The organism is Enterococcus mundtii, from assembly GCF_002947535.1.
GTDB classification, from domain to species: Bacteria; Bacillota; Bacilli; order Lactobacillales; family Enterococcaceae; genus Enterococcus_B; species Enterococcus_B mundtii_B.
Genome location: NZ_PUAP01000022.1, coordinates 68,902 through 92,414 on the forward strand (window position 1 = coordinate 68,902; position 23,513 = coordinate 92,414).

The 23,513-nt window shown below is 38.8% G+C and carries 22 protein-coding genes and 1 tRNA gene; 6 read left to right on the plus strand and 17 right to left on the minus strand.

Going from position 1 to position 23,513, the window contains the following annotated elements; genetic code table 11:
- Window positions 1-148: 148 nt before the first annotated feature.
- The 4 genes from CUS89_RS07620 to CUS89_RS07635 form a co-directional block, all read right to left on the minus strand.
- Window positions 149-1,309, minus strand: coding sequence for a MalY/PatB family protein (locus tag CUS89_RS07620; protein ID WP_104871669.1), 1,161 nt, complete (start codon window positions 1,307-1,309; stop codon window positions 149-151).
- Between the two features lie 19 nt (window positions 1,310-1,328).
- Window positions 1,329-2,897, minus strand: a complete 1,569-nt coding sequence (gene malX / locus CUS89_RS07625; RefSeq protein WP_104871670.1) for a maltose/glucose-specific PTS transporter subunit IIBC — start codon at window positions 2,895-2,897, stop codon at window positions 1,329-1,331.
- A gap of 90 nt (window positions 2,898-2,987) precedes the next feature.
- Window positions 2,988-3,779 carry a MurR/RpiR family transcriptional regulator gene (locus CUS89_RS07630; RefSeq protein ID WP_104871671.1) on the minus strand — a complete coding sequence of 264 codons (792 nt, stop codon included), beginning with the start codon at window positions 3,777-3,779 and terminating at the stop codon, window positions 2,988-2,990.
- 191 nt (window positions 3,780-3,970) lie between these two features.
- Window positions 3,971-4,681 carry a glucosamine-6-phosphate deaminase gene (locus CUS89_RS07635; RefSeq protein ID WP_104871672.1) on the minus strand — a complete coding sequence of 237 codons (711 nt, stop codon included), beginning with the start codon at window positions 4,679-4,681 and terminating at the stop codon, window positions 3,971-3,973.
- A 554-nt stretch (window positions 4,682-5,235) separates the two neighbouring features.
- Between CUS89_RS07635 and CUS89_RS07640 the strand changes: the two genes are divergently transcribed.
- Entirely contained in the window at window positions 5,236-5,610 is a 375-nt protein-coding gene (locus CUS89_RS07640; protein ID WP_308726889.1) for a VOC family protein, read from the plus strand.
- A 333-nt stretch (window positions 5,611-5,943) separates the two neighbouring features.
- On the opposite strand, the gene CUS89_RS07645 is transcribed toward CUS89_RS07640, so the two are convergent.
- Window positions 5,944-6,016 (minus strand) — tRNA-Thr (locus CUS89_RS07645).
- Window positions 6,017-6,137: 121 nt separating this feature from the next.
- On the opposite strand from CUS89_RS07645, the gene CUS89_RS07650 reads away from it, so the two are divergent.
- Window positions 6,138-6,380, plus strand: coding sequence for a hypothetical protein (locus CUS89_RS07650; RefSeq protein ID WP_104871674.1), 243 nt, complete (start codon window positions 6,138-6,140; stop codon window positions 6,378-6,380).
- A 99-nt stretch (window positions 6,381-6,479) separates the two neighbouring features.
- On the opposite strand, the gene upp is transcribed toward CUS89_RS07650, so the two are convergent.
- The 7 genes from upp to CUS89_RS07685 form a co-directional block, all read right to left on the minus strand.
- On the minus strand, window positions 6,480-7,109 hold the full coding sequence (upp, locus tag CUS89_RS07655; RefSeq protein ID WP_010736621.1) for a uracil phosphoribosyltransferase: 630 nt from the start codon (window positions 7,107-7,109) through the stop codon (window positions 6,480-6,482).
- Between the two features lie 216 nt (window positions 7,110-7,325).
- Window positions 7,326-8,267 (minus strand): alpha/beta hydrolase, encoded by a 942-nt coding sequence (locus tag CUS89_RS07660; protein ID WP_104871675.1) that lies wholly within the window; start codon window positions 8,265-8,267, stop codon window positions 7,326-7,328.
- A gap of 675 nt (window positions 8,268-8,942) precedes the next feature.
- A complete protein-coding gene (gene glyA / locus CUS89_RS07665) occupies window positions 8,943-10,187 on the minus strand; it encodes a serine hydroxymethyltransferase (protein ID WP_104775824.1) in 1,245 nt (414 codons plus the stop codon).
- Between the two features lie 189 nt (window positions 10,188-10,376).
- Window positions 10,377-11,402 (minus strand): L-threonylcarbamoyladenylate synthase, encoded by a 1,026-nt coding sequence (locus tag CUS89_RS07670; protein WP_104871676.1) that lies wholly within the window; start codon window positions 11,400-11,402, stop codon window positions 10,377-10,379.
- A gap of 192 nt (window positions 11,403-11,594) precedes the next feature.
- The gene (prmC, locus tag CUS89_RS07675; RefSeq protein WP_104871677.1) at window positions 11,595-12,431 is read right to left on the minus strand and encodes a peptide chain release factor N(5)-glutamine methyltransferase; all 837 of its coding nucleotides are present in this window, start codon (window positions 12,429-12,431) and stop codon (window positions 11,595-11,597) included.
- A complete protein-coding gene (prfA, locus tag CUS89_RS07680; protein ID WP_071866888.1) occupies window positions 12,424-13,497 on the minus strand; it encodes a peptide chain release factor 1 in 1,074 nt (357 codons plus the stop codon). The genes prmC and prfA overlap by 8 nt, the downstream gene beginning before the upstream one ends.
- A gap of 2 nt (window positions 13,498-13,499) precedes the next feature.
- Window positions 13,500-14,084, minus strand: a complete 585-nt coding sequence (locus CUS89_RS07685; protein ID WP_104871678.1) for a thymidine kinase — start codon at window positions 14,082-14,084, stop codon at window positions 13,500-13,502.
- A 178-nt stretch (window positions 14,085-14,262) separates the two neighbouring features.
- Here CUS89_RS07685 and CUS89_RS07690 point away from each other — a divergent pair, with 178 nt between their 5' ends.
- Window positions 14,263-14,862 (plus strand): class I SAM-dependent methyltransferase, encoded by a 600-nt coding sequence (locus tag CUS89_RS07690; RefSeq protein ID WP_104871679.1) that lies wholly within the window; start codon window positions 14,263-14,265, stop codon window positions 14,860-14,862.
- 173 nt (window positions 14,863-15,035) lie between these two features.
- Here CUS89_RS07690 and CUS89_RS07695 read toward each other — a convergent pair whose 3' ends face one another.
- From CUS89_RS07695 to CUS89_RS07710, 4 genes are all read right to left on the minus strand, one after another.
- On the minus strand, window positions 15,036-16,001 hold the full coding sequence (locus CUS89_RS07695; protein WP_104871680.1) for a peptidylprolyl isomerase: 966 nt from the start codon (window positions 15,999-16,001) through the stop codon (window positions 15,036-15,038).
- Window positions 16,002-16,236: 235 nt separating this feature from the next.
- Window positions 16,237-16,806, minus strand: coding sequence for a signal peptidase I (gene lepB, locus CUS89_RS07700; protein ID WP_010736630.1), 570 nt, complete (start codon window positions 16,804-16,806; stop codon window positions 16,237-16,239).
- 204 nt (window positions 16,807-17,010) lie between these two features.
- Complete coding sequence (locus CUS89_RS07705) at window positions 17,011-17,790, minus strand: DUF6681 family protein (protein ID WP_019723468.1); 780 nt, start codon at window positions 17,788-17,790, stop codon at window positions 17,011-17,013.
- Window positions 17,787-18,260 carry a hypothetical protein gene (locus CUS89_RS07710; RefSeq protein WP_019723469.1) on the minus strand — a complete coding sequence of 158 codons (474 nt, stop codon included), beginning with the start codon at window positions 18,258-18,260 and terminating at the stop codon, window positions 17,787-17,789. Before CUS89_RS07710 ends, CUS89_RS07705 begins: the two co-directional genes overlap by 4 nt.
- 359 nt (window positions 18,261-18,619) lie before the next feature.
- On the opposite strand from CUS89_RS07710, the gene CUS89_RS07715 reads away from it, so the two are divergent.
- The 3 genes from CUS89_RS07715 (at window position 18,620) to CUS89_RS07725 (ending at window position 22,266) form a co-directional block, all read left to right on the plus strand.
- Window positions 18,620-20,020 (plus strand): TrkH family potassium uptake protein, encoded by a 1,401-nt coding sequence (locus CUS89_RS07715; protein WP_019723470.1) that lies wholly within the window; start codon window positions 18,620-18,622, stop codon window positions 20,018-20,020.
- Window positions 20,021-20,219: 199 nt separating this feature from the next.
- Entirely contained in the window at window positions 20,220-21,572 is a 1,353-nt protein-coding gene (locus CUS89_RS07720; RefSeq protein ID WP_104871681.1) for a Mur ligase family protein, read from the plus strand.
- Window positions 21,565-22,266, plus strand: a complete 702-nt coding sequence (locus tag CUS89_RS07725; protein WP_104871682.1) for a type 1 glutamine amidotransferase — start codon at window positions 21,565-21,567, stop codon at window positions 22,264-22,266. Before CUS89_RS07720 ends, CUS89_RS07725 begins: the two co-directional genes overlap by 8 nt.
- Window positions 22,267-22,352: 86 nt before the next feature.
- Here CUS89_RS07725 and CUS89_RS07730 read toward each other — a convergent pair whose 3' ends face one another.
- On the minus strand, window positions 22,353-23,504 hold the full coding sequence (locus CUS89_RS07730) for a mannitol-1-phosphate 5-dehydrogenase (protein WP_104871683.1): 1,152 nt from the start codon (window positions 23,502-23,504) through the stop codon (window positions 22,353-22,355).
- Between the last annotated feature and the right edge of the window lie 9 nt (window positions 23,505-23,513).

Sequence of the window (23,513 nt, forward strand, 5' to 3'; positions counted from 1 at the left end):
ACGCACTTTCTCCGTATTTTTTCAACTTCTTGAATCTATAGATATAAGCTATTCCCGTTAACTTCTTAACATAAGCCAGATACTCGTTTACCTTTAACTTTTTATCTAGTTTATTATACTAAGTTCCATTTATTTGTTAATATCCTATCTACCCCAAACTCTCCGTCAATCGCCGCAATCCTTCTTCCAATTTCTTACGTGGGCATCCCACGTTCAATCGCAAAAAATTGCAACTAGTTTTCCCATACACTTCACCTGACATGATTGCAACCTTGCCTCGTTCGATCATTCGTTGCTGAAGTTCTTCCATAGTGAATGGGAGTTGGGCGCAATCGAGCCACATCAAGTAGGTGGCTTCGCTTTTTGTTACGATGATTTCTGGATGATGTTGTTTGAGGTACGCAGTGACAAAAACAATATTATCATCAATGTACTGGTTGAGTTCAGTGACCCAGTTGCTTTCTTTTTCATACGCCGAAATCGTAGCAACTAATCCAAAAATACTCGTAGAACCGAGTCCATCAGCTTCTTTCATCTGTTGTAGAAACCGCTGGCGCAAGGTCGAATCTGGAATCAATCCGTAAGAAAAAATCAACCCAGGAAAATTAAATGTTTTACTTCCTGATGTGACGACTGCGACATTTTTTTGGATCAATTCTGTCAGTGGTCGATGCTGTTGTCCCTTTCTGAGAATATCCATATGGATCTCATCCGAAATGATGAACACTTCGTTTTTTTGGGCAAGCTCGATGATGTTCACTAATTCCTTTTTCGTCCACACTCTACCTGTTGGATTATGAGGACTACACAATAACAAAATTTTATTCTCAGGTTGCTCGAACTGTCGCTTCAAATCCTCAAAATCCAATTGATAGGCACCTTCTTGATAAATCAATTCATTCATTACCAATTTACGTCCATTTCCAGCAATCAGTTTATAAAAGGCATCATAAGCAGGCGTCTGGATAATCACACCTTCTCCGGGTTCGCTTAATAAACAAATCAGTTGCTTGATGCTATAGATGACGGAAGGGCTGTAAACTAACCAGTCTTCGTCGATTTGGTGTCCAAAACGTTCTTTGTACCAGTGGGTGACTGCTGATTTGAAATCTGTGTGATTCCAACGAGTATAGCCAAAAATTGGATGTCTTAACCTTTCTTGGAGCGCAGCTTCGACGCCTGTTGGTACTTTAAAATCTGTATCAGAAATCGTAAATGGCAAGAGATCATTTTTACCAAAGCGGTCTTCAATATAATCCCATTGCGTACAATATGTCCCTTTACGATCGATTTGTTCATTGAAAGACATCTTCTACACTCTCCCGATTTCAGAACGACAAGATGTCATCCAGTTGATTTCTAACAGTCGTCACTTTTGTTCCTATAATGACTTGTACATTCGTATCATCCAAATGGACCACGCCTAATGCACCTAATTTTTTCAGTCGGTCATCATCAACGATCGATCCGTCATTCACTACTAACCTTAGACGCGTGATACAATTATCTAAAGAAGTGATATTATCAGCACCGCCTAAAGCAGCCAAGATTCCTCGTGCATCAACTGTGCCTTTTCCTTTATATGTTACTTCTTCGTCTGTATATTCTGTCTCAGCAGTCTTTTCTTCACGTCCTGGGGTCTTTAAGTTTTTGCGTAAAATCACTGTTTTAAATGTAAAGTAATAGATACCAAACCAACAAGCCCCCACAAGTAAAACCAACCACCATTTAGTATAAGTCCCCTGCATGACCCCGAAAATAATAAAATCTAGGATTCCGCCATCGGTATTCCCGATCGTTACGCCCAACAAACTCATGACCATAAATCCGGCACCAGTCATCAACACGTGGAACCCCCATAAAAGAGGACTGACAAATAAGAAGAGAAATTCGATCGGTTCAGTGATTCCTGTTACAAAAGTCGCAATCACACCTGAAATCAATAATCCTTTTATTTTTGCACGATTCTCTGGTTTTGCGGTTTGATACATCGCTAAAGCCGCTGCGGGAAGACCAAACATAAATGTCGGCATTTTTCCTTGTGAAAGAAAAGCAGTGGCGCTAGGTGAAATCGCCAATCCTTGTTGCAATTCATTATAAAAAATATTTAGTGCGCCAAAGACTTCTTGCCCATTGATGACCTGACTTCCTCCAGCTTCTGTAAACCGGATCATCGATACTAAAATATGATGCAAGCCAAATGGCAATAAGAGCCGTTCTCCAGAACCGAATAAGAATGGGCCAAATGCACCAGAGCGTTGGATCAAATTTCCGATCCCAGTGATCAACATGGCAAAAAGCGGCCAAACCATCGGAATCAACACGCCAACAATTGCTAAAGTTACTGAAGTAATGATGGGTACAAAACGTGTCCCTGAAAAAAAGGCAAAACTATCTGGTAATTGGAATTGATAGAATCGCGTATGGAGCTGATAAACGATCAGCCCGACAATGATCCCTCCCAGAACACCCATGGATAATGTTTGGATACCAAAAACCATTTCTTGACCAGCTTCACGTAATTGTTCACTTGCTGCCAATTGATTCGTTTCTTGCAAATAAAAATTGATCGATAATTGCATCACTACATACCCAACAAACCCTGAAAAAGCAGCCACGCCTTTTTCTTTACGAGCTAAGCCTAAAGGTATCGCCATGGCAAACATCACAGGTAAATAGCTAAAAGCAAACCCTCCGATCGTCGACATAAAACGAAACATCACCTGTAACCAAGCAGCACCTAAAAATGGAAAAGCCGTAATTGCTGATTCAGCGGAGAAGGCACTCCCGATTCCTAAAAACAATCCCATGAAAGCTAACAGTGCGACTGGTAACATGAACGTTTTGCCTAACCCTTGGAAGATCTCCATCCAACTTGCTTTCTTCCCTTTTTGCATTCCTTTTCCCCCTTACTCTATTTCTTACCCTTAAAATGTAAGCGATAACAAAGGTAGTTGCAATACTTCCTATCCATGTAGAATGGGCATTCATAAATTAGAATCTCCATTCTGAGAAGTGACTTGTTTCGCATAATGGATCATCAAAATATCTAACAAGATATCCATTGAAACTCTTGGACTCAAATCAATATTCTGATGATAAATCGTCAACATTTCTGCAATAAATGCGACCGTCGACAATTCTTCTAATGAACTTGTCGGTTGACCAATAAAAGACAGCAGAGGAACATTTCGCTCCTTTAATCGTTTGGCATAATCGAGCATTCCTAATGTTTCCCCACTGTGACTGATAAAAATAGCGAGGTCATCTTTTTTTAGCTGTTTACTCACTGCCCGCAACTCATCCCAATCGGTCGAATGACCCACATTTTTTCCAAGAAAATGTAATTTACGATTGAGAGAAACCGCGACCGGTATACTTTGCCCTACAGCAAACAGTTCAATACGTTGTGCTTCTTTAATCATATTGACTGCGCGATCGATTTGTTTCGGCTCGATTTTTTCTAACGTCTCCGTAAACTGACGAAGGATTTCATTGATCAATGGTTTGAATTCATCCGATACATCAGTGGAATCACTCGTTTCTTCTAACGACCGATAACTTTTAAGGGCAAACTTAAATTCTTGAAATCCTTTGAAGCCGAGTTTTTTCGCCATTCGAGTGATGGTCGATTGGCTGGTAAATGTTTCACTCGCTAATTCTTCGGCTGTCATGGAGGAAACTTTTCTTGATTGATGCAAACAATAATCTAAGATATTTTTTTCCACTTGATTTAATTCAGAAAATTTATATTGGATTCTCTTATAGAATTGATTCATCTCTTTCTCCTATTCTGGCAATTTTTCGCCAATGAACGATATGGTTTGTTTTCTTATCTATTCTACCGGAGAACGCGATGGAAAACGAGTCTACAGATAAATTCAGACATACAAAAAAATCCACAAAAATCGGTAATATGATTTTCGTGGATTCTGTGTTGTTCTTTGAAACAATCCATTGATATGACTATTTATTTTAATAATTTTGCAGCTGCTTCATCTAAAATCACTGTGATATCGGGATGAGTCATCAAGATCGATGCAGGAATCTCCTCTGTTACTGGTCCTTCGATCACTTGTTTGATGATCTCTGCTTTATGCTCCCCGTTAACGATCAATACTAACTGTTTCGCTGCCATGACCGTCTTTGGTCCAAATGTCACAAAGTAATCCCCAGGTTCTTCTCCCAGATGTTCTTTTAACGATTCATACATCTGATCTCCTGGAATGACTGGAATACTATAAGTCTCCTTACTAAAATCCGTATATCCAGGCATGTTTCCACAAAAATGACCATCTTCCCCAAGCCCCATCAAGACTAGATCCAAGCCACCCGCTTGCGCAATTCGTTTATCCACATCTTGATAATTATCAATAGTCAGTTCATGGATATTCTCAGCAGCGACCCCTATAGGATCATAAAGGGCTTCTTTCAGTCCTGACATAGTCAGACCATACTGTTTGTCCTTTAATGCCACTTCATCAAAATTATAATAATGGATCATCGATGTATCCGTCTGTAGTTTACTAAGCGTCTCCACCAAAATCTCGTAGGCCATCTTAGGCGAATTTCCTGTCGTCAAAGACAAATTCACTCGTTTTTTCTTCAACATTTTTTCCAAGACGATCCCTGTCGTTACTTTACTAAGCGTTTCATAATCCTTCGCAATCACTAAATCCATTGCTGTCCACTTCCTTTCAATCAATCATTTAGTTAAAGTGTAACAGTGTGGCGGTGTTTTTGATAGCGTTTTCTGACGTGCCAAAAAAATTTTGAAATAAATCAATAAAAATACTAGTTACTCTTCAACCATCCTCAGTGACTCCAATGATTTATCTTCCTCATATATCACAAAAGAGTCTATCAGATAAATGACAGACTCTTTTGGTTAGCCGCACAGCAGCTCTTCTTAATGATTATCTAAATTTTAGCACTAAAAAAATGACTGTCAATAAATAGCCGTTCATTAATAATTCTATTCAAATTGCACAAAAAAAGCCAATATCTCATTATAAACCTTGTTATCGCCAGAATTATTTAGTATGACAATTTCAGTAAATAGACTCTTCTTTATGTTTTACTGCGCAAGTAAATCTATATAAAAAATAGGAACAAGCCTAGCAGAATGAATATCTATGTACGTCAGAAAATATTTTGGCACATCTTTCGGGAACTTGGACTCTTATTATTTGATACAATAAAAACTATAAAGGGGGAGATTGTATCTTACACCATATAGAAATTAATGTTAGCAACTTAAAGAAATCCAAAGATTTTTACGACTTACTTTTAACAAAACTAGGCTATCAAGTATTTCAAGAATGGGAAAATGGCTTCAGTTATATCTATGGGGATTGCTATATTGTATTTGTTCAAACTCGTGAAAAATATCAACATCATCAATTTACTAGAATGGCAACTGGATTGAATCATCTTGCCTTCTCTATTTCAAGCGAGTCTGAAGTAGATTCATTACGGAGTGAATTGTTGAAATCAGGTGTTACCGAATTGTATCCTGAGTTATATCCTCATGCCGGCGGAGCCAATCACTACGCCTTCTTTTTTGAAGATCCAGACCGTATTAAGCTAGAAATAGTAGCAAAAAACTAATGTTTCTAATGGTGGATCACTTCTATCATTTTTAACAGAAAACTTTATTTGATCAAAAATTTATAAAAAGTTAACCTCGGTTAGACCTATAAGACTTTTTGAATCTTAATCTAATATATTCAAGCCAGTTGTAAGGATCGAAGCTCTGACCTACGCTTGACGAATTTACTCTTTAAAATCAAATTGATGGTTTTCTTTGAGATTAAAACAGTAAATTAAAGATTGACTTATTTCATGTTTCTGCCCACATCTCTGCCCACAAACTCCAACAAAAGCAAAAAAACACCGTCAATATCTCGGTATAAACCTTGATATGACGGTGTTTATCTAGTATGCCAGCTATAGGGATCGAACCTACGACCTACGCGTTACGAGTGCGTTGCTCTACCAACTGAGCTAAGCTGGCGTTTCCAAGAAAAATTATAGTCGTTATGTTAAGAAATGTAAAGGGGTAATGTGGAAGATTTTTCTTCTTTCATGATTTTTTTCAAAAAATGTGCTATAATTATAGATGAAAGGCAGGTTTTATGAAAATGGCAACTTTTGGAAAATTTGAGACAAAGGTCGAACCGTCAGAATTTGGAGAAAAATTTACTACTGATACACATGTTACCTTTATGCTTCACGGAAAAACGCAAACCGGAACGATTTCCAAGCAATTGAAAAACTCTGCTGTTGTTGCAATTGATGAAACTAATGAGAATGCCGATTTGATGACCCAAAGTAAAGGCGTCGTCATTATCAATTACAAAGATATGAGTAAGATTTAGTTTTTTCAACCATCCATCAAGTGGATGGTTTTTATTTTGACTAAATGAAATAAAAAAAATCTGGGGAGACCCCAGATTTTTTTGTATAGCTCATTTTTCCTATTTAGTACCAAATAAACGGTCGCCGGCATCACCTAGACCAGGAACGATATAGCCTTTGTCGTTTAATTTTTCATCTAATGAAGCAGTATAGATATCAATATCTGGATGTGCTTCTTGTAAGGCTTTAACACCTTCCGGAGCTGCAACAAGGCAAACAAATTTAATGTTTGAAGCGCCACGTGCTTTCAGAGCATCGATCGCCATGATCGCTGAGCCACCTGTCGCTAACATTGGATCAACTACGAATAATTGACGTGCGTCGATATCTTCCGGTAATTTAACGAAATACTCGTGCGGTGCCAATGTTTCTTCATCTCTGTATAATCCGATGTGGCCGACTTTAGCTGCTGGGATCAATTCTAAGATTCCGTCAACCATTCCAATACCTGCGCGCAAGATTGGGATAATGGCTACTTTTTTACCAGACAATGTTTTTTGTGTTGTTTCTGTGATCGGTGTTTCGATGACAATGTCTTCAAGTGGCATATCACGTGATACTTCATATGCCATCAGCATAGCGATTTCATCAACAACCTCACGGAAAACTTTTGTACCACAATTTTTGTCGCGAATAATCGTTAATTTGTGTTGGATCAATGGATGGTCGATTACTTGAAATTTGCCCATTTTTTTGTCTCCTTTTTCTCTCGTTTCTTTTTAATTGTAAAACAAAATCACTGACTTGACTAGTCTAACCCGTCATTTTCCTAAAGAAAATCAAAGAAATAAAAAAACAAAGCGGTGTTCTTTTTAAAATCAGCAAAAAATAACAAAAACGCCTGAAAATCAGACGTTTTTTGTTATTTTTCTACTTTATTGATGGATAAAGATGACAAAAAACAACTAGTTTTTTAGCCATTCTGTGGAAAGAGCCATTGCTGCTCGTGTCGCATTGGTTTGGTCCATCACATTTACCATGACAAAATCATGGATGATCCCTTGGAAACGTACTTGCGTAACTTCCACACCAGCTTCACGAAGTTTTCTAGCATATGCTTCTCCTTCATCTCTTAACACGTCTGCTTCACCAGTTAAGATCATTGCAGGGGGTAAACCTGTCAATTCTTCTTCACTTGCACGCAAAGGGGAGGCAGTGATTTCTGCTCGTTTCTTTTCATCTGTCGTATACTGATCCCAGAACCATTGCATCCCTTCTTTTGTTAAGAAGTAATTCTCTGCAAATTGGTTATAAGAATCTGTATCGAAATTTGCATCAGTTACAGGATAATATAGTAATTGTTTTTTGATTGGTAATCCTTGACGTTGCTTTGTAAGGATCGTCATTACCGTTGCCATGTTCCCACCTACGGAATCCCCAGCGACTGTCAAGTTCTCAAGATCCAAGCCTTTCGACTCAGAAAGCTCCGCAAGTTTTTGCAAAATAGCGTAGTTTTGCTCGATGGCAGTAGGATATTTTGCTTCTGGCGAACGACTATACTCAGGAAAAATCACGATCGAATTTGTACGAACAGCCAATTCCCGAATCAATTTGTCATGTGTCTTGGCACTGCCAAATACCCAACCAGCACCATGTATATAAAATATGACAGGTAATTTTTCTACATTTCCTTCAGGACGGATAAAACGCACATTGATTTGTCCCCAATCATTGGTATCCATTTTCAAATCCTCGATATCCACAGGTAATTTTTCCACAGAAGAACTTTGAACTTCTTCTAGAAGATCACGCCCTTCTTCCGGAGGTAATTCATAGATACGCGGGTGCGGTGCATTAGCATCACTAAACTCAATTGCTTCTTTTTCTAATGAAATTCGATCAGTCATACGTATTCCTCCCTAAATTGAATGCAACAAATAAAATTACACCTCATATACTAGAGAGCAACCAGACAAAAGTCAAAAAATCAGATTGAAAGAGGTTGTGAAAGAAGCGGTATGACCTGAGCAGTAAGATGGAAAATCAGAAAATAGTTCTCCATATTTTTTGATTTTTCAGCTTAGTGTTGAAGGTCAGCTTCTTGAACACCGTTTGTCTAGGTCATGAGCAAGCCGTTCAACTCCAAGTATTAAGACAGAACTTGAGAAAATAGCTCCCCCATATTTTTCAAGTTTTGGCTTATTATTGAAAGAGTTGACTTTCGAACACCGTTTATTCAGGATGTGAAAGAAGCGCTCAGCACTAAGGCATAAGACAGAAAAAATAAAAAATGGCTATTTCATTTTTGATTTTTTTGGCTTATGACCGAAGTGTTGCTTCTTGAACACCGTTTATCTGGCTTGCGAATACCGTTTATCTAGGTTGTGAAAGAAGCGCTCTGACCTGAGCAGTAAGAAAGAAAATCAGAAAATAGCTTTTCATATTTTTTGAGTTTCCAGAGAGCCATCTAACACTTCGTAACAACCAGAAAAAAGGTGAGACAACCAAACAGCTACATGCCTGATTGTCTCACCTTTTTCTATTCTCTTGCCTCTTATTGATGACTCTTAGTTATAAACTGCTTATTTTTTATATAATGGAAATTGCTCTGTTAATTCACGGACGCCTGCACGCACTTCTTCTAACTGTGCTTCATCATCTTTTGCCTGTAAAGCTTTGACGATCAATTCAGCTACTTTTGCCGCATCTTCTTCGCGGAAGCCACGAGTTGTGATTGCTGGTGTTCCAATACGGATACCACTTGTTTTGAATGGGCTTAGTGTTTCAAAAGGAATCGAGTTTTTATTGACGGTGATATGAACACTGTCCAAAATCGCTTCTGCTTCTTTTCCGTTCAATTCTAAGTCACGTACATCGATCAAAATCAAATGGTTATCTGTGGCACCTGAAATCACTCGGGTACCAATCGATTGATTGAATACTTTTGCCATGGCTTTTGCATTGGCAATGACTTGTTCGCTATATTCCTTAAATTCAGGAGTCAATGCTTCTTTAAATGCAGCAGCTTTTCCGGCAATCACATGCTCCAAAGGGCCACCTTGGATGCCTGGAAAGACTGCGCTATTGATTTTTTTCGCCAACTCTTCATTGTTCGTTAAGATCATCCCGCCACGAGGTCCTCGTAATGTTTTGTGAGTAGTAGTTGTTGTGATATCGGCATAAGGGATTGGGCTTGGATGAACACCCGCTGCAACTAATCCAGCAATGTGTGCCATATCGACCATCAATTTTGCCCCAACTTCGTCCGCGATTTCTCTGAATTTTGCAAAATCGATCGTTCGACCATAGGCGCTTGCTCCTGCTACGATCAATTTTGGTTGATGTTTTCTCGCTAAGATGCGTACGACATTATAATCAATGACTTCTGTTGTCGGATCTACACCATAAGCAACGAAGTGATACGTTTTTCCACTAAAATTGACTGGAGAGCCATGTGTCAAATGTCCGCCAGCAGAAAGATCCATTCCTAAGATCGTATCCCCCGGTTCAACTAACGCGAGATAAGCAGCTGTATTGGCTTGTGATCCAGAGTGTGGTTGAACATTGACAAAATCGGCACCAAATAATTCTTTGGCACGATCGATCGCCAGATTTTCAACGATATCCACAAATTCACACCCACCATAATAACGGCGTCCTGGATACCCTTCTGCGTACTTATTCGTCAAAATACTTCCTTGTGCCGCCATCACAGCTTCAGAGACAAAGTTTTCAGAAGCGATCAGCTCCAGATTGTTTTCTTGTCTTTCCTCTTCTTTTGCGATTGCTGCCCATAAATCAGGGTCAAACGTTTTGTAGTCTACCACAAACAACAACTCCTTATTTATTTATGTGTCAACTTCTCTAAATTTCAAATGATTGTTCCGTTTATCTGTCTTTTTTTGATGTTGACCAAACATTACTAGCTAAGAATACGAACATTATTTCTTAAATAGCTATTTTAGTTTGTTTCCTAGATTGTATCACAGAATGATTTTGCAGCAATCACTTCTGGATCATTTTTTATAATAATTTTGTCCTGCGGCTTTTTTCAAGCGATTCATATACGCAATGCCCAGACCTTCTTCAGGTGCAACTTGTACTAAAATTAGATCAAGTGCTAATCGCTCATCATCTAAGCCACGTAACCCCGCAAACAACCCTTTCGTTGCTGCCTCTACTGAATCATCGTAATACATATACACAGCTGCGACATCCTTGCGTACCTGATCAGCAATTGTTGGTCCAGCTAAAATACCGGTACGTAGTTTTTGCTCTTTTGTCCAGATGATCGCCTCTAACCAATCCGTTTTTTCAACCATCAATACTCGAGTATCAGGTGAGTAATGTTTGTATTTCATCCCCGGAGATTTCGGTGTTTCAGATTCTTTGACCAAATGGCGGTCTGTCGCCACTGGACTTTCAATGACGGCTTCTAGTTGCTCTTTCGTGATCGCGCCTGGTCGTAAGATCATCGGTGGTGCAGATGGGTCACTCAAATCAAGTACCGTTGATTCTACACCGATCCTCGTCGCCCCATCGTCAATGATTCCTGTGATTTTTCCATTTAGATCATGAAAGACATGGTCTGCTGTTGTCGGACTCGGTTTACCTGAAGTGTTGGCACTTGGACCTACAAGTGGTACACCTGCTAATTGGATCAATTCTAACGTTTTTTTGTTATCTGGCATGCGAAAAGCAGCTGTGGATAAACCTCCGGTGACAATCCCCGGTAAGCTACCTTTTTTGATGTGAAAAATCAAAGTCAGTGGTCCTGGCCAGAAGTTTTTCACAATTTGTTCTGTTAATGGGTGAAAGTTGTCCACATACTCTTTTACTTGTTCGAAGGAAGCGACATGGACGATCAATGGGTTGTCTTGTGGTCGACCTTTCACTGTAAAGACCTGTTTGACAGCCTCCGGCAAAAGGGCATTAGCCCCTAATCCATAGACAGTTTCCGTTGGAAAAGCCACTAGATTTCCTACTGCTAATTCCTTCGCAGCTTCATTCAATTGTGTTTCATCATATTTAATTGTTTCCACAGTCTATCCACATCCTCTTTTTTCAAAATCCTTGGTTTATTCCGTTTCTTTCGGTAGTTATGCACAATTTGTTGATAACTAGTTTGTCAATAGTGGATAAGTGTGTTGATAACTCAAATATTCGTTTTCATCCTTATCAAATCAATGTTTTTTTATTATAAAAAAACAGAAAAAAATTTTTTCATCCACAAACTAATTGGTAACAAAAATCATCCGATCATTGCCTGCCATATCTTTTTTGATCAATACTTTTTTTGTAGGAAAGGCTTGCTCCATGATTGCTTTGACAGTTGCTCCTTGTTGGAAACCGATCTCTAAAAAAAGTTGTCCATCGCTAGCTAATAGTTGTGAAGCTTCCTTTGCGATTTTCTGATAGATCGCTAAACCATCTTCTTCAGCAAACAATGCCATCTTCGGTTCGTAGGTCTGTACGCTTTGATCCATCACCGACCATTCTGTTCGACTGATATAAGGGGGATTAGAAATAATGACATCAAAGGTTTGATCCATGACAGGTTCCAACGTATCGCCATGATAAAAGTTGATCGTCGTTTGTTCATGTTCTGCATTTTCCTTAGCAACAGCTAGTGCTTCTAAAGATAAATCAATTGCTGAGACCCGCCAATTTTTTCTAGCGGCTTTCAAGCTGATGGCGATTGCCCCTGTTCCTGTACCAATATCCACGACATTTAAGGTTTCTTCGCTTGTTTCTGCCAAACATAGCGCGACTAATTCTTCGGTTTCTGGCCGAGGAATCAAGGTTGCTTCCGTGACTTTCAAGCGGTGATCAAAAAATTCAGCATAACCTAATAAATAATGGGGCGGATAATGTTGTACTAGTCGTTGCATATCTGCATCGATCATGGCTTGATCCTCGGTTGTGATTGGTTCATTCATTCGCATGAGCCAATCCAGTTTCGTCCACTGCTTTCGTTCAAGAAAGACAAACTGGATATTATACCCTTCTACTCCTTGTTCTTCTAAAAAAGAAGAAGCCCGTGTGAGGACTTCTCGATAGGTTTTATCCATTTTGCATCTCTTCCAACTTAGATGTTTGGTCGTACACGATCAATGCGTCGACGATCTCATCTAGTTTTCCAGCTAGAATCTGGTCCAATTTTTGGATCGTCAAGCCAATACGGTGGTCGGTCACGCGATTTTGAGGGAAGTTATATGTGCGGATACGCTCTGAACGATCCCCAGTCCCTACCGCAGATTTACGGTTCGCATCATATTCGCTTTGTGCTTCTTGTTGGATCTTGTCATAGACACGCGCACGTAAGACTTTCATCGCTTTCTCACGGTTTTTCAATTGTGAACGTTCATCTTGCATTGCTACCACGATTCCAGTGGGTAAGTGAGTCAAACGTACCGCAGATGCTGTCTTATTGACATGCTGTCCGCCGGCTCCAGATGCATGGTAGATATCGACACGGATATCTTTGTCAGCCAGATCGATTTCCACTTCTTCTGCTTCAGGCATGACAACGACGGTTGCCGTTGATGTATGGATACGCCCTTGAGATTCTGTTGAAGGGACACGTTGAACTCGATGTGCGCCACTTTCATATTTTAATTTCGAGTAGACATTTTCACCTGAGATCATCATGATGACTTCTTTATAGCCACCGATCCCTGTCACACTTGCTTCCAAAACTTCTGTCTTCCAGCCTTGACCCTCTGCATATCGTTGATACATTGAGAAAAGATCCCCTGCAAATAGTGCAGCTTCGTCGCCACCAGCGGCTCCGCGAATTTCCATGATGATGTTTTTGTCATCGTTTGGATCTTTAGGAAGCAATAAAATCTTGATTTTTTCTTCTAGTTCTTCTTTTTCTTTTTTCAAATCAGCTAATTCTTCTTTTGCCATCTCTGCCATTTCGTCGTCTAACTTTTCGCCGAGTAATTCTTCTGTATCTTTGATTCCTTGAACGACTTCCTTGTAACGACGATAAACTTCGACCGTTTCACGTGTACTTGCTTCTTCTTTTGAAAGCTGCATGAAACGTTTCGTATCTGAAATCACTTCTGGGTCACTCAGTAGTTCCCCAAGCTCTTCGTAACGGTCTTCGATTGATTGTAATTGATCGTACATGCTTAATCTCCTTCTGTGATCATCAATGGATGAAAATAGTGTTTTCGACATACGGGATAATAGGCTTCATTGCCGCCAATTTGGACTTGATCTCCTTCGTACACCGGTGTTCCGTCTATATAATGTAAATTCATCATTGCTTTCTTATGGCAGAACCAACAGATCGTTTTCATTTCTTCGATTTTGTCTGCATAAAGCAATAAATATTTCGATCCTTCAAATAATTCATTTCTAAAATCATTTTTTAATCCGAATGCCATCACCGGAATATTGAGTTCATCAACGATTCTCGTGAATGCTAAGACATGTTCTTTTGTTAAGAACTGCGCTTCATCGATCAATACACAGTATGGTGGATGTTCCATCTGCTGGATGACTTCAAATACATCGGTCGTTTCAAAAATGGGAATTGCTTCACGTTTCAGCCCGATTCTGCTTGAAACTACGCCAACGCCATCTCTTGTATCGATTCCGCTGGTCATCAAAACAACCGGTTTGTTTTGTTCTTCATAATTATGTGCGACTTTTAAAATCTCGATTGTCTTGCCGCTGTTCATTGCGCCGTACTTAAAAAATAGTTGTGCCATGTCCTCATTCACCTTCCAGTTTGTTCCTATGGTATTATACTTGATTTTCAATCATTTTTACAGTGAGAATTTTCGAAGCGAGATTTCCTTAGTGAAAATGTTGCTATTTTTGTTGCAAAACAATAAACTACCCACGCTTCTTTTGGTATAATCGAATGAAAAATAAAGGAGGGCGCTTATGTCCGAAATATTCCACCAAATCGCGAACCATTATGACACCCCCGAGCGAATCCAATTAGCTACCACGATTCGTTCAGCTGTTGAAAAAGAATTGTCCGAACAGACTTATGACCAGAAATTGATCGATTACGGTGGAGGAACTGGTCTCGTCACGTTACCCCTTGCCTCACGTTTTAAAGAAGTGATCATCATGGATTCAGCCGCAGGAATGCTGGCGATGGCTGATAAAAAAATCAAAGAAGCAAAACAAACAAATGTACGAACGGTAGAAGTGGATGCCACAATGGCGTTGCCAGAAGAGAAAGCCGATATCATTCTACTATCTTTAGTCTTGTTGCATATTCCAGAAACGAAAGTCATTTTAAAACAACTTTCGCAAATGCTTCATCCAAGTGGAAAACTTTATATCGTTGACTTCGATAAGAACGAAAACATCCAGCATCCAAAAGTCCATAATGGTTTTGACCACGAGGAGCTAAGAGAACAATTGAAGCTTGCTGGATTTAAACCACTTTCAATTGAAACATTCCATCACGGAAAAAACTTGTTTATGAAACAAGATGCTTCTTTGTTTTTGGCTATAGCAAGCAAAGAATAAGCATTTTCTATTTCTATAAAAAAACCTTTCATGAATACGCAAAACCCGAAAATAAAATAATTATTCTCGGGTTTTTGCTAATTTTAATTGAATTTGAATTTGATTAGAACGCTCACTACACTTAGAGTCGCTAAAATATAATTGTTTCTGTGTTTAGTTCCTCCATTGATCAACTAGTTTGAACTATCTGTCGAAGTGTTTGTTGAAGCGTCAGTTGAAGCATCGGTCGAACTTTCGCTTGTGGATGGTTCCGTCATCAAGCCACTTAATACGTTTTTGAAATCTTCATCTTTGATTTTTACATTTGCTTTTTTCAATTCATTACGCACAGCTTCTTGTTGGAATGTTGGATCTGCTATTTTTGTCTCTGTTGCTATTTTTTCTAATTCATCTTTGTATTTCGACATATCATTGCCTTTTTCTTGTTGTTTGACCATTTTTACAAGATAATATTCCGTGGCATTCGTAGAGGAATTAGTCGCTGTGATAACATCAGATACTTCCTCATTTTTAAGCTTGAACGCTGCTTGTTTGACTTCTGCTGGCACACTTGTAGATTGCGAGTCAAAGGTGATTTCTCCACCCTTTTCTTTTGTCGCTTCATCGGTCGATTTTTCTTTGGCGATTTTAGCAAAGTCGCCCCCTTCATTGAGTGACTTTTTGATTTCCTTGGCTTCATCTTCGCTACTTACTTTGATCAATTGTGCCTCTACTTCTGGATGGAAGTTTTCCCAAGCTGTTTTAAGATCCTCGTCCGTCAATTCGACATTCGCTCGTAACCCTTCCTTATAAGCTAATCCTTTTTTGATTTCTTCTTTGTAGGATTCAGTCGTATAGCCCGCTAATTTCAATTGCGAATCGAAAGAATCACCGAGGGCTTCTTTGCTAGCGTTGTATTCTTTATCTACATCTTCAGCCGTAATTTTGTCGCCGTAATTTTCTTCAAAAATCTGGAAGATGATCAAATCTTGGACAGCGGTCTCCGCACCCTTGATTTTTTTCAGGTGGTCAACTAGTTCCTGCTCTGAGATCGTACCGCCTTTATACGTCACTGCAGCTTGATCTGACGGATTTGTTGAACATGCAGAAAACAAAACCAGTCCTGATGATACAGCTAATATTGAGATAAATTTTTTCATGCTGTCACTCCTATATATTTTAATAGTTATTTATATCTATGTGCTTTTCACTTTAGCGTTACTTTATGAACAAATTTTGAAAATAACGTAATTTTATAAAAAAATTATAATTGATCACCTGTTGATGTAGTTTATATAACAAAAAACCTCGAACATTCCAAACGAATGTTGAGGTTTTTTTAGGGTATATCTTTACTTTTTAGAGTTATATCATTACCACTTTACTTAGCATTGATTAAATGATATTGATCTTATTCAACGGCCAGTAACGGAAAACGACTTTGCCTTGGATCAAATCTTCATCGACTAAACCAAACATGCGGCTGTCTTTTGAGATCAAACGATTGTCGCCCAGTACCAAGTATTGTCCCTCAGGAACAGTGAATTCAAAATCACTGGTGAACGTTTCAGCATTTTCAGCTTGCGATTGGAAGGCTGAATTATAAGAATATTCCTCTTGTAGCTTGTCTTCTGAAAATTCTTTTTTGTACTCATCTAAGTAAGGTTCATCTTGCTTTTCCCCATTGATGTATAGTTGATCATCTTCCATTTTGACAGTATCCCCTGGCATCCCAATGATTCGTTTCACGATCATCCGTTCTTCGTCCCCAGGTTCTTTTGTTGTAATGATATCCCAGCGATCAAAATCTGAGATTTTAGATGAAATCAAACGTTGTCCATCATGTAACGAAGGGTCCATGGAATGACCACTGACTGTGACCGGTGTAAATACATAGACTCTTGCCAAAATGATGGCGGCTAAAACAACGATCAAGATTCCCCAATTTTTCAAAAAGTTTTTCACTTTATACCTCCTATTAACCAAACATTTTTATGTTATTTTTTATTTATTTGTTAGCTATTCTTTATTTTACATTTTTTATCGATTAAAAGAAAGAATAAGTGTTGGATCGTGTTGGGAATAATCAGTTTTTTTTAGAAATGTTTTTTGAACTTCATATATCTTTAATATTAGAGCTATATAAATACTCGATGGAGAAGATTTATCCTACACTTTTGATTTTTTTCTTCGTTGGCTTCGACTGTATGTCACTTCACCTTCTTGTTCTTTTGGTTGATTTTTCTTGATGATCAACTTCAAACGATAGGGTTCATGGTATCTAAGACCATCTTTGACAAAATCACCGCCTGCAAGGAATAAGCCTACGGGTTCAATGTGATCTTCTGGCGAGTCGACCTTGATGATTCCTACTTTTTCCATGCTGGAATAATTACGGCCGATACTTAATTGATAAGTTTTGTCGGAGATTTTTTTCACATAATAGTACGGATAAAGTGTATTTCGATCAATCAAGAACCCATCCATCCGACCAAGTTCATTGACTTTTATTTCACCTTTTTCAATTAAATAGCGCATATTCTCTGCTAGTTTCAATTGGTAGTCTTCATCGAATAGAACATTGGCTTTTTCTGTATTGACTTTGTCGATATTTCCGTTGTTCCCGCGAACCGTTTCTCCTTCAATATTGAATGCTTCATCAGGTAGATATTTCACGATCACTTGGGTCACATCGGCTTTTGAATTTTTATCAAAAAAGTAATAAAACACATTTAGAACGATGAAATATAAAAGAACTAAAAAGCCTAATCCGTATAAAAAGAACTGTAAATAGTTTTGGTTTTGCCATAACCCATAAACAATCCGTAAAAGGTAAACGGTCGGGATCACACTTAATATAGTATAGCCTCGGTTCAAATATTTAGGACTGATATCTAAATATCCTAAAAACTTGTGTATTCCATTGATGATATCTAATATGAACGTCATTCTTCATCACCTGCCTGTTGATTATACATCTGCGTTTCAGCGGATTGCTCTGTAGGTGTATTATTTTCATTTAGATTGCCTTCACTTGGCGTAGAAGTACTTGGCGTCGTGTTAGGCGTCGTACTGCTTGGTGTAGTGGTACTTGGCGTTGTAGTTGAACCGCTGTCGTCTCCTTGATTTTGAATAGTCGAATCGGTCGTATATCCTGCATTCCCTTCATCCACTGAACTTTCTGGTACTGAGTTTTGGTTGTATGTAGAATTGGTTGTGTCTTGTTCTACAGTCGTTGGTGTTGTTTCTGCCGTGTCATTCGTTTGTCCTGTTCCTTCATTGGTAGTAGTTGTCGTAGTCTCTGTCGAACGACTTGGTGCACGATAGCTAGAACTATTAACAATGCCTGTCGTGGTAGCAACAATCGTCGAAATCGTCAATACAGCGATTGGCTTTAATATAGGTGCTACTTTTCGCATATTCTCTCATCCTTTTCCTTGTTGCCGCTTGAAGTCTTGATCAGCATGGCAAAAGTTGATTTTTCTCACACGTATTCTTAGTTTTACCATAAATTTCTTATTTTTTTCTTATTTTTTCATGAAAGTTTTGTGTAGATTTACTCGAATGCTGCTATACCAGCAACTAGACAGTCTTTTACCTACTAATATGTTACATTCTATCACTAATTTCCTCCTAATTGTTTTAGCAAAGTCATCTTTATTATAAGACACTTTTCCAATAACTAAAATTCTGGTAAATTTTAGTTTTATTATTTCTTTGTGTATTTATTTTATTGTCGGTATACTGAAAGAAAGACCTAACAAGGAGGATCGAATTTGTGCAATTGAATCTTTTTTTTCGAAAATGGCGAAGACGTAGTGCAAGATATGCTTCTAGTCACTTTTCTTCTATTCAAATTATCGTATTTTATTATATTTTAATGACCATGATTTCTTTGGGCTTGTTTTACGTCCCATTTTTTCGAAATCCAGGTAGTCATGCTTCGTTTATCGACATGCTTTTTATGGCGATCAGTACGATCAGTGTCACTGGTCTTTCGACATTTGACATCCATGCGATTTTTAATAACAATGGCATTATTTTACTCGAAGTGTTGTTTCAAGTGGGTGGTTTAGGGATCATGATGATCTCAACGGCATTTATTATCTTTTCTAAACGACGGATCACATTACGTCAAAGACAATTGATCATGACAGATATGAACCAACCACGTTTATCTGGTATCGTTCGTTTGATTCGGATCACTTTTGTCATATTGCTTTGGTTCCAATTGCTATTTGGTGCCTTGTTCTCCGTTTATTTCTATATTCGCGGCTATTTCGATCATTGGCACGAAGCCGTTTTCCATGGATTTTATCAAGCTATTTCCGCGGTCACAAATTCGGGATTCGATATTACTGGTGAGTCGATCAAGCCATTTGAACATGACTATCCTTTTTTATTTATGATCATGTTCCTGATTTTCATTGGTGGGATCGGTTTTCCGGTATTGATGGAGTTTCGAGAATGGCGCTTGTATCGAAAAACGAAAGCCAAGATTCCTTTTCGGTTCTCTTTGTTTACAAAACTCGCCGTCCTCGCCTTTGTCATTTTATTTGTAAGCGGGACTGTCTTGATTTTTTTACTTGAAAAAAATCACCTGTTCAAAGACCTACATCCTAGTGTCCAGTGGATCAATTCAATGTTTTATTCCATGACAACTCGTAATGCGGGTTTACAGATCCATGATCTAGGAGATTTTCAAATCACCACCTTGATCGTCTTTTCCTTATTGATGTTCATTGGTTGTAGTCCGAGTTCTGTCGGTGGTGGTATCCGAACCACGACTGTGGCGATCATTGGTCTTTATCTTTACTCGTTTTTGAAAAGTGAAGATAACATTAATATTTTTGGTCGTCGAATCGATGAAGATGATGTCCGAAAATCAGTGGTCGTTTTTATGCTCTCCTTAGGGATGTGCTTCTTCTGTATTCTTTTTCTATCCGCCACGGAGAAACAACCGCTGATCTCAATCATCGTGGAAGTGACTTCTGCTTTTGGAACAACAGGGCTGTCACTAGGCATCACTGGTGATCTGTCAACCGTCGGAAAAATCACGATCGGTGCTTTGATGTTTATTGGACGTATCGGAATGTTATATACATTAATGTTATTTGTGCCAAAAGAAACACGAGATTTAGGTTATGAATATCCTACAGAGAAAATCATTATCGGGTAAACAAGTCCATCCTTACTTTAAAAAACCGATAAGTAAGAAGCCAGGAAGCGATAGTTATTCGTTTTCTCGCTTCTTTCTTTTTTGTTTTGCGAACAGTATAAACTTTTGTAAAATAAGACAAAGCAATTTAACCTTTTTTTCAACATATGGTATGATTAGTTGAATTTATTTGTAATTATGACGTTTTGGAGGTTACATAATGGGAATACGCAGTCAATTTGCGATTGCAGTTGGTAAAACCGCACAATGGGGACTAAAAACCTTTTTTAAAGGAGGATCAAGTTTACCAGGTAAACTTGCTTTATCGATCGATCCTCATATTTTAGATACATTAGCAAAAGACTATCAAGTCGTCGTCGTAACTGGAACAAATGGCAAAACATTGACGACCGCTTTGACCGTCAATATCTTACGACAACAATTTGATGAAGTCTTGACGAACCCTACTGGCGCCAACATGGTCCAAGGAATCGTTTCGACTTTTTTACAAGCAAAAGCCGGAAAAGGGCAAAAGAAATTTGCGGTGTTAGAAATCGATGAAGCCAGTCTAAGTAGAGTGACTGAATACATCAAACCTGAGCTATTTTTATTTACAAACATTTTCCGTGACCAAATGGACCGTTACGGTGAAATCTATACCACTTACAAAATGATCGTTGACGGTGCCGCAAAATCACCAGACGCTACGATCATCAGTAATGGCGATTCTCCGATCTTCAATTCAGTTGAGACGGTCAACCCTAGAAAATATTATGGATTTGATCACGAAGAAGACCATGAACAGATGGCGCATTACAATACAGATGGCGTGTTGTGTCCGAAATGTCATCACATCTTGCACTACAAAATGATCACTTATGCAAACTTAGGTAAATACTATTGTCCAAATTGTGACTTTAAACGTCCAGAACTGGATTATCGTTTGACAGAAATGAAACGAATGGACAACAAATCAGCTGATTTCGTCATTGATGGCAATGAATATGGCATCGAAGTTGGTGGCATGTACAATGTCTATAATGCTTTAGCAGCTACTGCGGTGGCTGAATATTATGGTGTCGTTCCTGAGAAAATCAGACAAGGTTTAGGATATGACGAAAAAGTATTTGGTCGTCAAGAAGTCATCGAGATCGATGGCAAGTCCTGTACCTTGGTCCTAGTCAAAAATCCTGTAGGGATCAACCAAGTCATCGACATGATGGGCCATGCGCCATATCCATTTTCATTAGTCGCCCTATTGAATGCGAACTACGCAGATGGGATCGATGTGAGTTGGATCTGGGACGGAGAATTTGAACGCTTTGCAGATATGGAGATCCCCGCTGTGATTGCTGGAGGCGATCGCCACACAGATATGGCACTACGTTTGAAAGTAGCGGGTATCGCTGAAGACAAATTGACACAATCAAAAGAATTGACTGATGTCATTGAGAAAATCAAGCAATTACCGACGGATCATGTCTATATTTTAGCGACCTATACAGCTGTCCTACAATTGCGAAAAGAATTAGCGAGTCAAGGCTTTATCAAAGGAGGCATGAATCGTGGCTAACTACGAATTACGCATTGCCCATCTCTATGGGAATCTGATGAATACTTATGGTGACAACGGCAATCTCTTGATGCTCCAATATATCGCAAAAAAAATGGGCATCACTTCTCATACAGAGATCGTCAGCATCCATGAACCCTTTGAGGCAGATAAATACGACTTAGTGTTCTTCGGAGGCGGTCAAGATTTTGAACAAATGATCATCTCAAAAGATATTCAAGAAAAGAAAGTAGCATTAACTGATTATATTGAAAATGATGGTGTCGTACTTGCAATTTGTGGCGGTTATCAACTACTTGGTCATTATTATATGGGCGCAAACGGTGAAAAAATCCAAGGAATCGGTGCGTTGGATCATTACACTTTAAGCCAAGAGAATAATCGCTTCATCGGCGACATCGTGATCCACAACGAAGAGTTCCACGAAACCTATTATGGATTTGAAAATCATAATGGTCGAACATTTCTTGGCGAAGGCGAACGCCCACTTGGAAAAATCGTCAAAGGCCAAGGGAATAATGGGGAAGATCAATCAGAAGGTGTCATTTACCGCAACGTTTACGGCTCCTATTTCCATGGTCCGATCTTAGCACGTAATGAACATTTAGCGGAGCGTCTCGTTCGCTTAGCATTAGAGAAACGTTATGGAAAAGAACTTGATCTACCAACAGTTGCAGCAGCTCCAATCAAGTAAACAGCGAAAAACCTCTAAAAATATCTAAGATATTTTTAGAGGTTTTTTTACAATCTACTTTTTTATTCCATTGATTGAATCAAGAATCAAGCCACTTGTTTCGCATAACGCATCACATTTTGCTTGATGTTACTGATCGTTGTCGGATCATGGATACCTGTGACTTCTTGGATCAACTGATCCATGTTCTCTCGCACTTTCATCTCCTGCAATTGACGACTTTGCTCATCTTCAGGATCGTAGTAGTTGAAAATGATGCCCATCGTGGCTGTTAAATGAGGACAAGTCAAATTGTATTCTTGCAACTCGCGAACCGGACGAGTAAAGCGTTCTTGATAGCCTAACTTACGTAAAGGCGTTCGAGCTACTCGAGTGATGGCATCTGAGATGTATTTATTTTGGAAACGTTGGATGATTTTCTCAATATAGGCTTCATGTTGTTTATTATCAAAGCCCCATTTTGCTTCCAGTAAACTTCCTGTTTCTTGTAGCACTGATTTTAGTTGAGCAACAACTAACGAATCTTGCATCGCCTCATCGATCGTTGCATATCCTAATAATGCACCGGTGTAAGCTACAGTCGCATGTCCTGTGTTCACACTAAATAATTTCCGTTCAATATATGGTTCCAAATCTTTGACGTATAGTACGCCATTTAACGAAATCTCTTTATTTTTTCTTTGCGTATCATCGATGACCCATTCTTTAAAAGGCTCGACTTGTACAAATAAAGGATCTTCATGTTTTTGCATCGGCACAATACGATCCACTGCGGCATTCGGAAAACCGATCGATTGATCTGCAAAACGAGTATCTGCCAGGTATTTATAGACTTCCATTTTTAGATGCTCAGAGCCACCGATCATATTCTCACAAGCGATGATGTCTAATGGTTGCTGGTTGCCCTCTTGTTCTCTTTGCTCGATCCCTTTTGCAATCAGTTCAGCAATGAACGGTAAAATATTGGGACCGATCGCTGTGGTCAAAAGATCTGCCTGTGCTATTTCTTTGATCACTTGTTCAGGCTGTTTTTGGTTGTTCAATCCGCGAACGCGTTCAACGATAAGTTGTTTTTTCGATTCGTCAGCTAGTTCGATCGTATAACGTCCTTTTTCATTTAATGAATCGATAATCTGTTCGTTGACATCAACAAACGTGATGTCAAACCCATTGTCAGCTAAAATTTCTCCAATAAATCCTCTGCCGATATTTCCGGCACCAAAGTGTACTGCTCTCATTCGTCTTCT

Bases quoted from the DNA above. Each gene is read 5' to 3' on its own strand.
- CUS89_RS07720 (WP_104871681.1), top strand. From the start codon at position 20,220: ATGGGAATACGCAGTCAATTTGCGATTGCAGTTGGTAAAACCGCACAA.
- CUS89_RS07685 (WP_104871678.1), bottom strand. From the start codon at position 14,084: ATGGCACAACTATTTTTTAAGTACGGCGCAATGAACAGCGGCAAGACA.
- CUS89_RS07705 (WP_019723468.1), bottom strand. From the start codon at position 17,790: ATGACGTTCATATTAGATATCATCAATGGAATACACAAGTTTTTAGGA.
- CUS89_RS07620 (WP_104871669.1), bottom strand. From the start codon at position 1,309: ATGTCTTTCAATGAACAAATCGATCGTAAAGGGACATATTGTACGCAA.
- prmC (WP_104871677.1), bottom strand. From the start codon at position 12,431: ATGGATAAAACCTATCGAGAAGTCCTCACACGGGCTTCTTCTTTTTTA.
- CUS89_RS07660 (WP_104871675.1), bottom strand. From the start codon at position 8,267: ATGACTGATCGAATTTCATTAGAAAAAGAAGCAATTGAGTTTAGTGAT.
- CUS89_RS07695 (WP_104871680.1), bottom strand. From the start codon at position 16,001: ATGAAAAAATTTATCTCAATATTAGCTGTATCATCAGGACTGGTTTTG.
- CUS89_RS07635 (WP_104871672.1), bottom strand. From the start codon at position 4,681: ATGGATTTAGTGATTGCGAAGGATTATGAAACGCTTAGTAAAGTAACG.
- CUS89_RS07690 (WP_104871679.1), top strand. From the start codon at position 14,263: ATGTCCGAAATATTCCACCAAATCGCGAACCATTATGACACCCCCGAG.
- CUS89_RS07730 (WP_104871683.1), bottom strand. From the start codon at position 23,504: ATGAGAGCAGTACACTTTGGTGCCGGAAATATCGGCAGAGGATTTATT.
- CUS89_RS07630 (WP_104871671.1), bottom strand. From the start codon at position 3,779: ATGAATCAATTCTATAAGAGAATCCAATATAAATTTTCTGAATTAAAT.
- malX (WP_104871670.1), bottom strand. From the start codon at position 2,897: ATGCAAAAAGGGAAGAAAGCAAGTTGGATGGAGATCTTCCAAGGGTTA.
- CUS89_RS07650 (WP_104871674.1), top strand. From the start codon at position 6,138: ATGAAAATGGCAACTTTTGGAAAATTTGAGACAAAGGTCGAACCGTCA.
- prfA (WP_071866888.1), bottom strand. From the start codon at position 13,497: ATGTACGATCAATTACAATCAATCGAAGACCGTTACGAAGAGCTTGGG.
- CUS89_RS07710 (WP_019723469.1), bottom strand. From the start codon at position 18,260: ATGCGAAAAGTAGCACCTATATTAAAGCCAATCGCTGTATTGACGATT.
- upp (WP_010736621.1), bottom strand. From the start codon at position 7,109: ATGGGCAAATTTCAAGTAATCGACCATCCATTGATCCAACACAAATTA.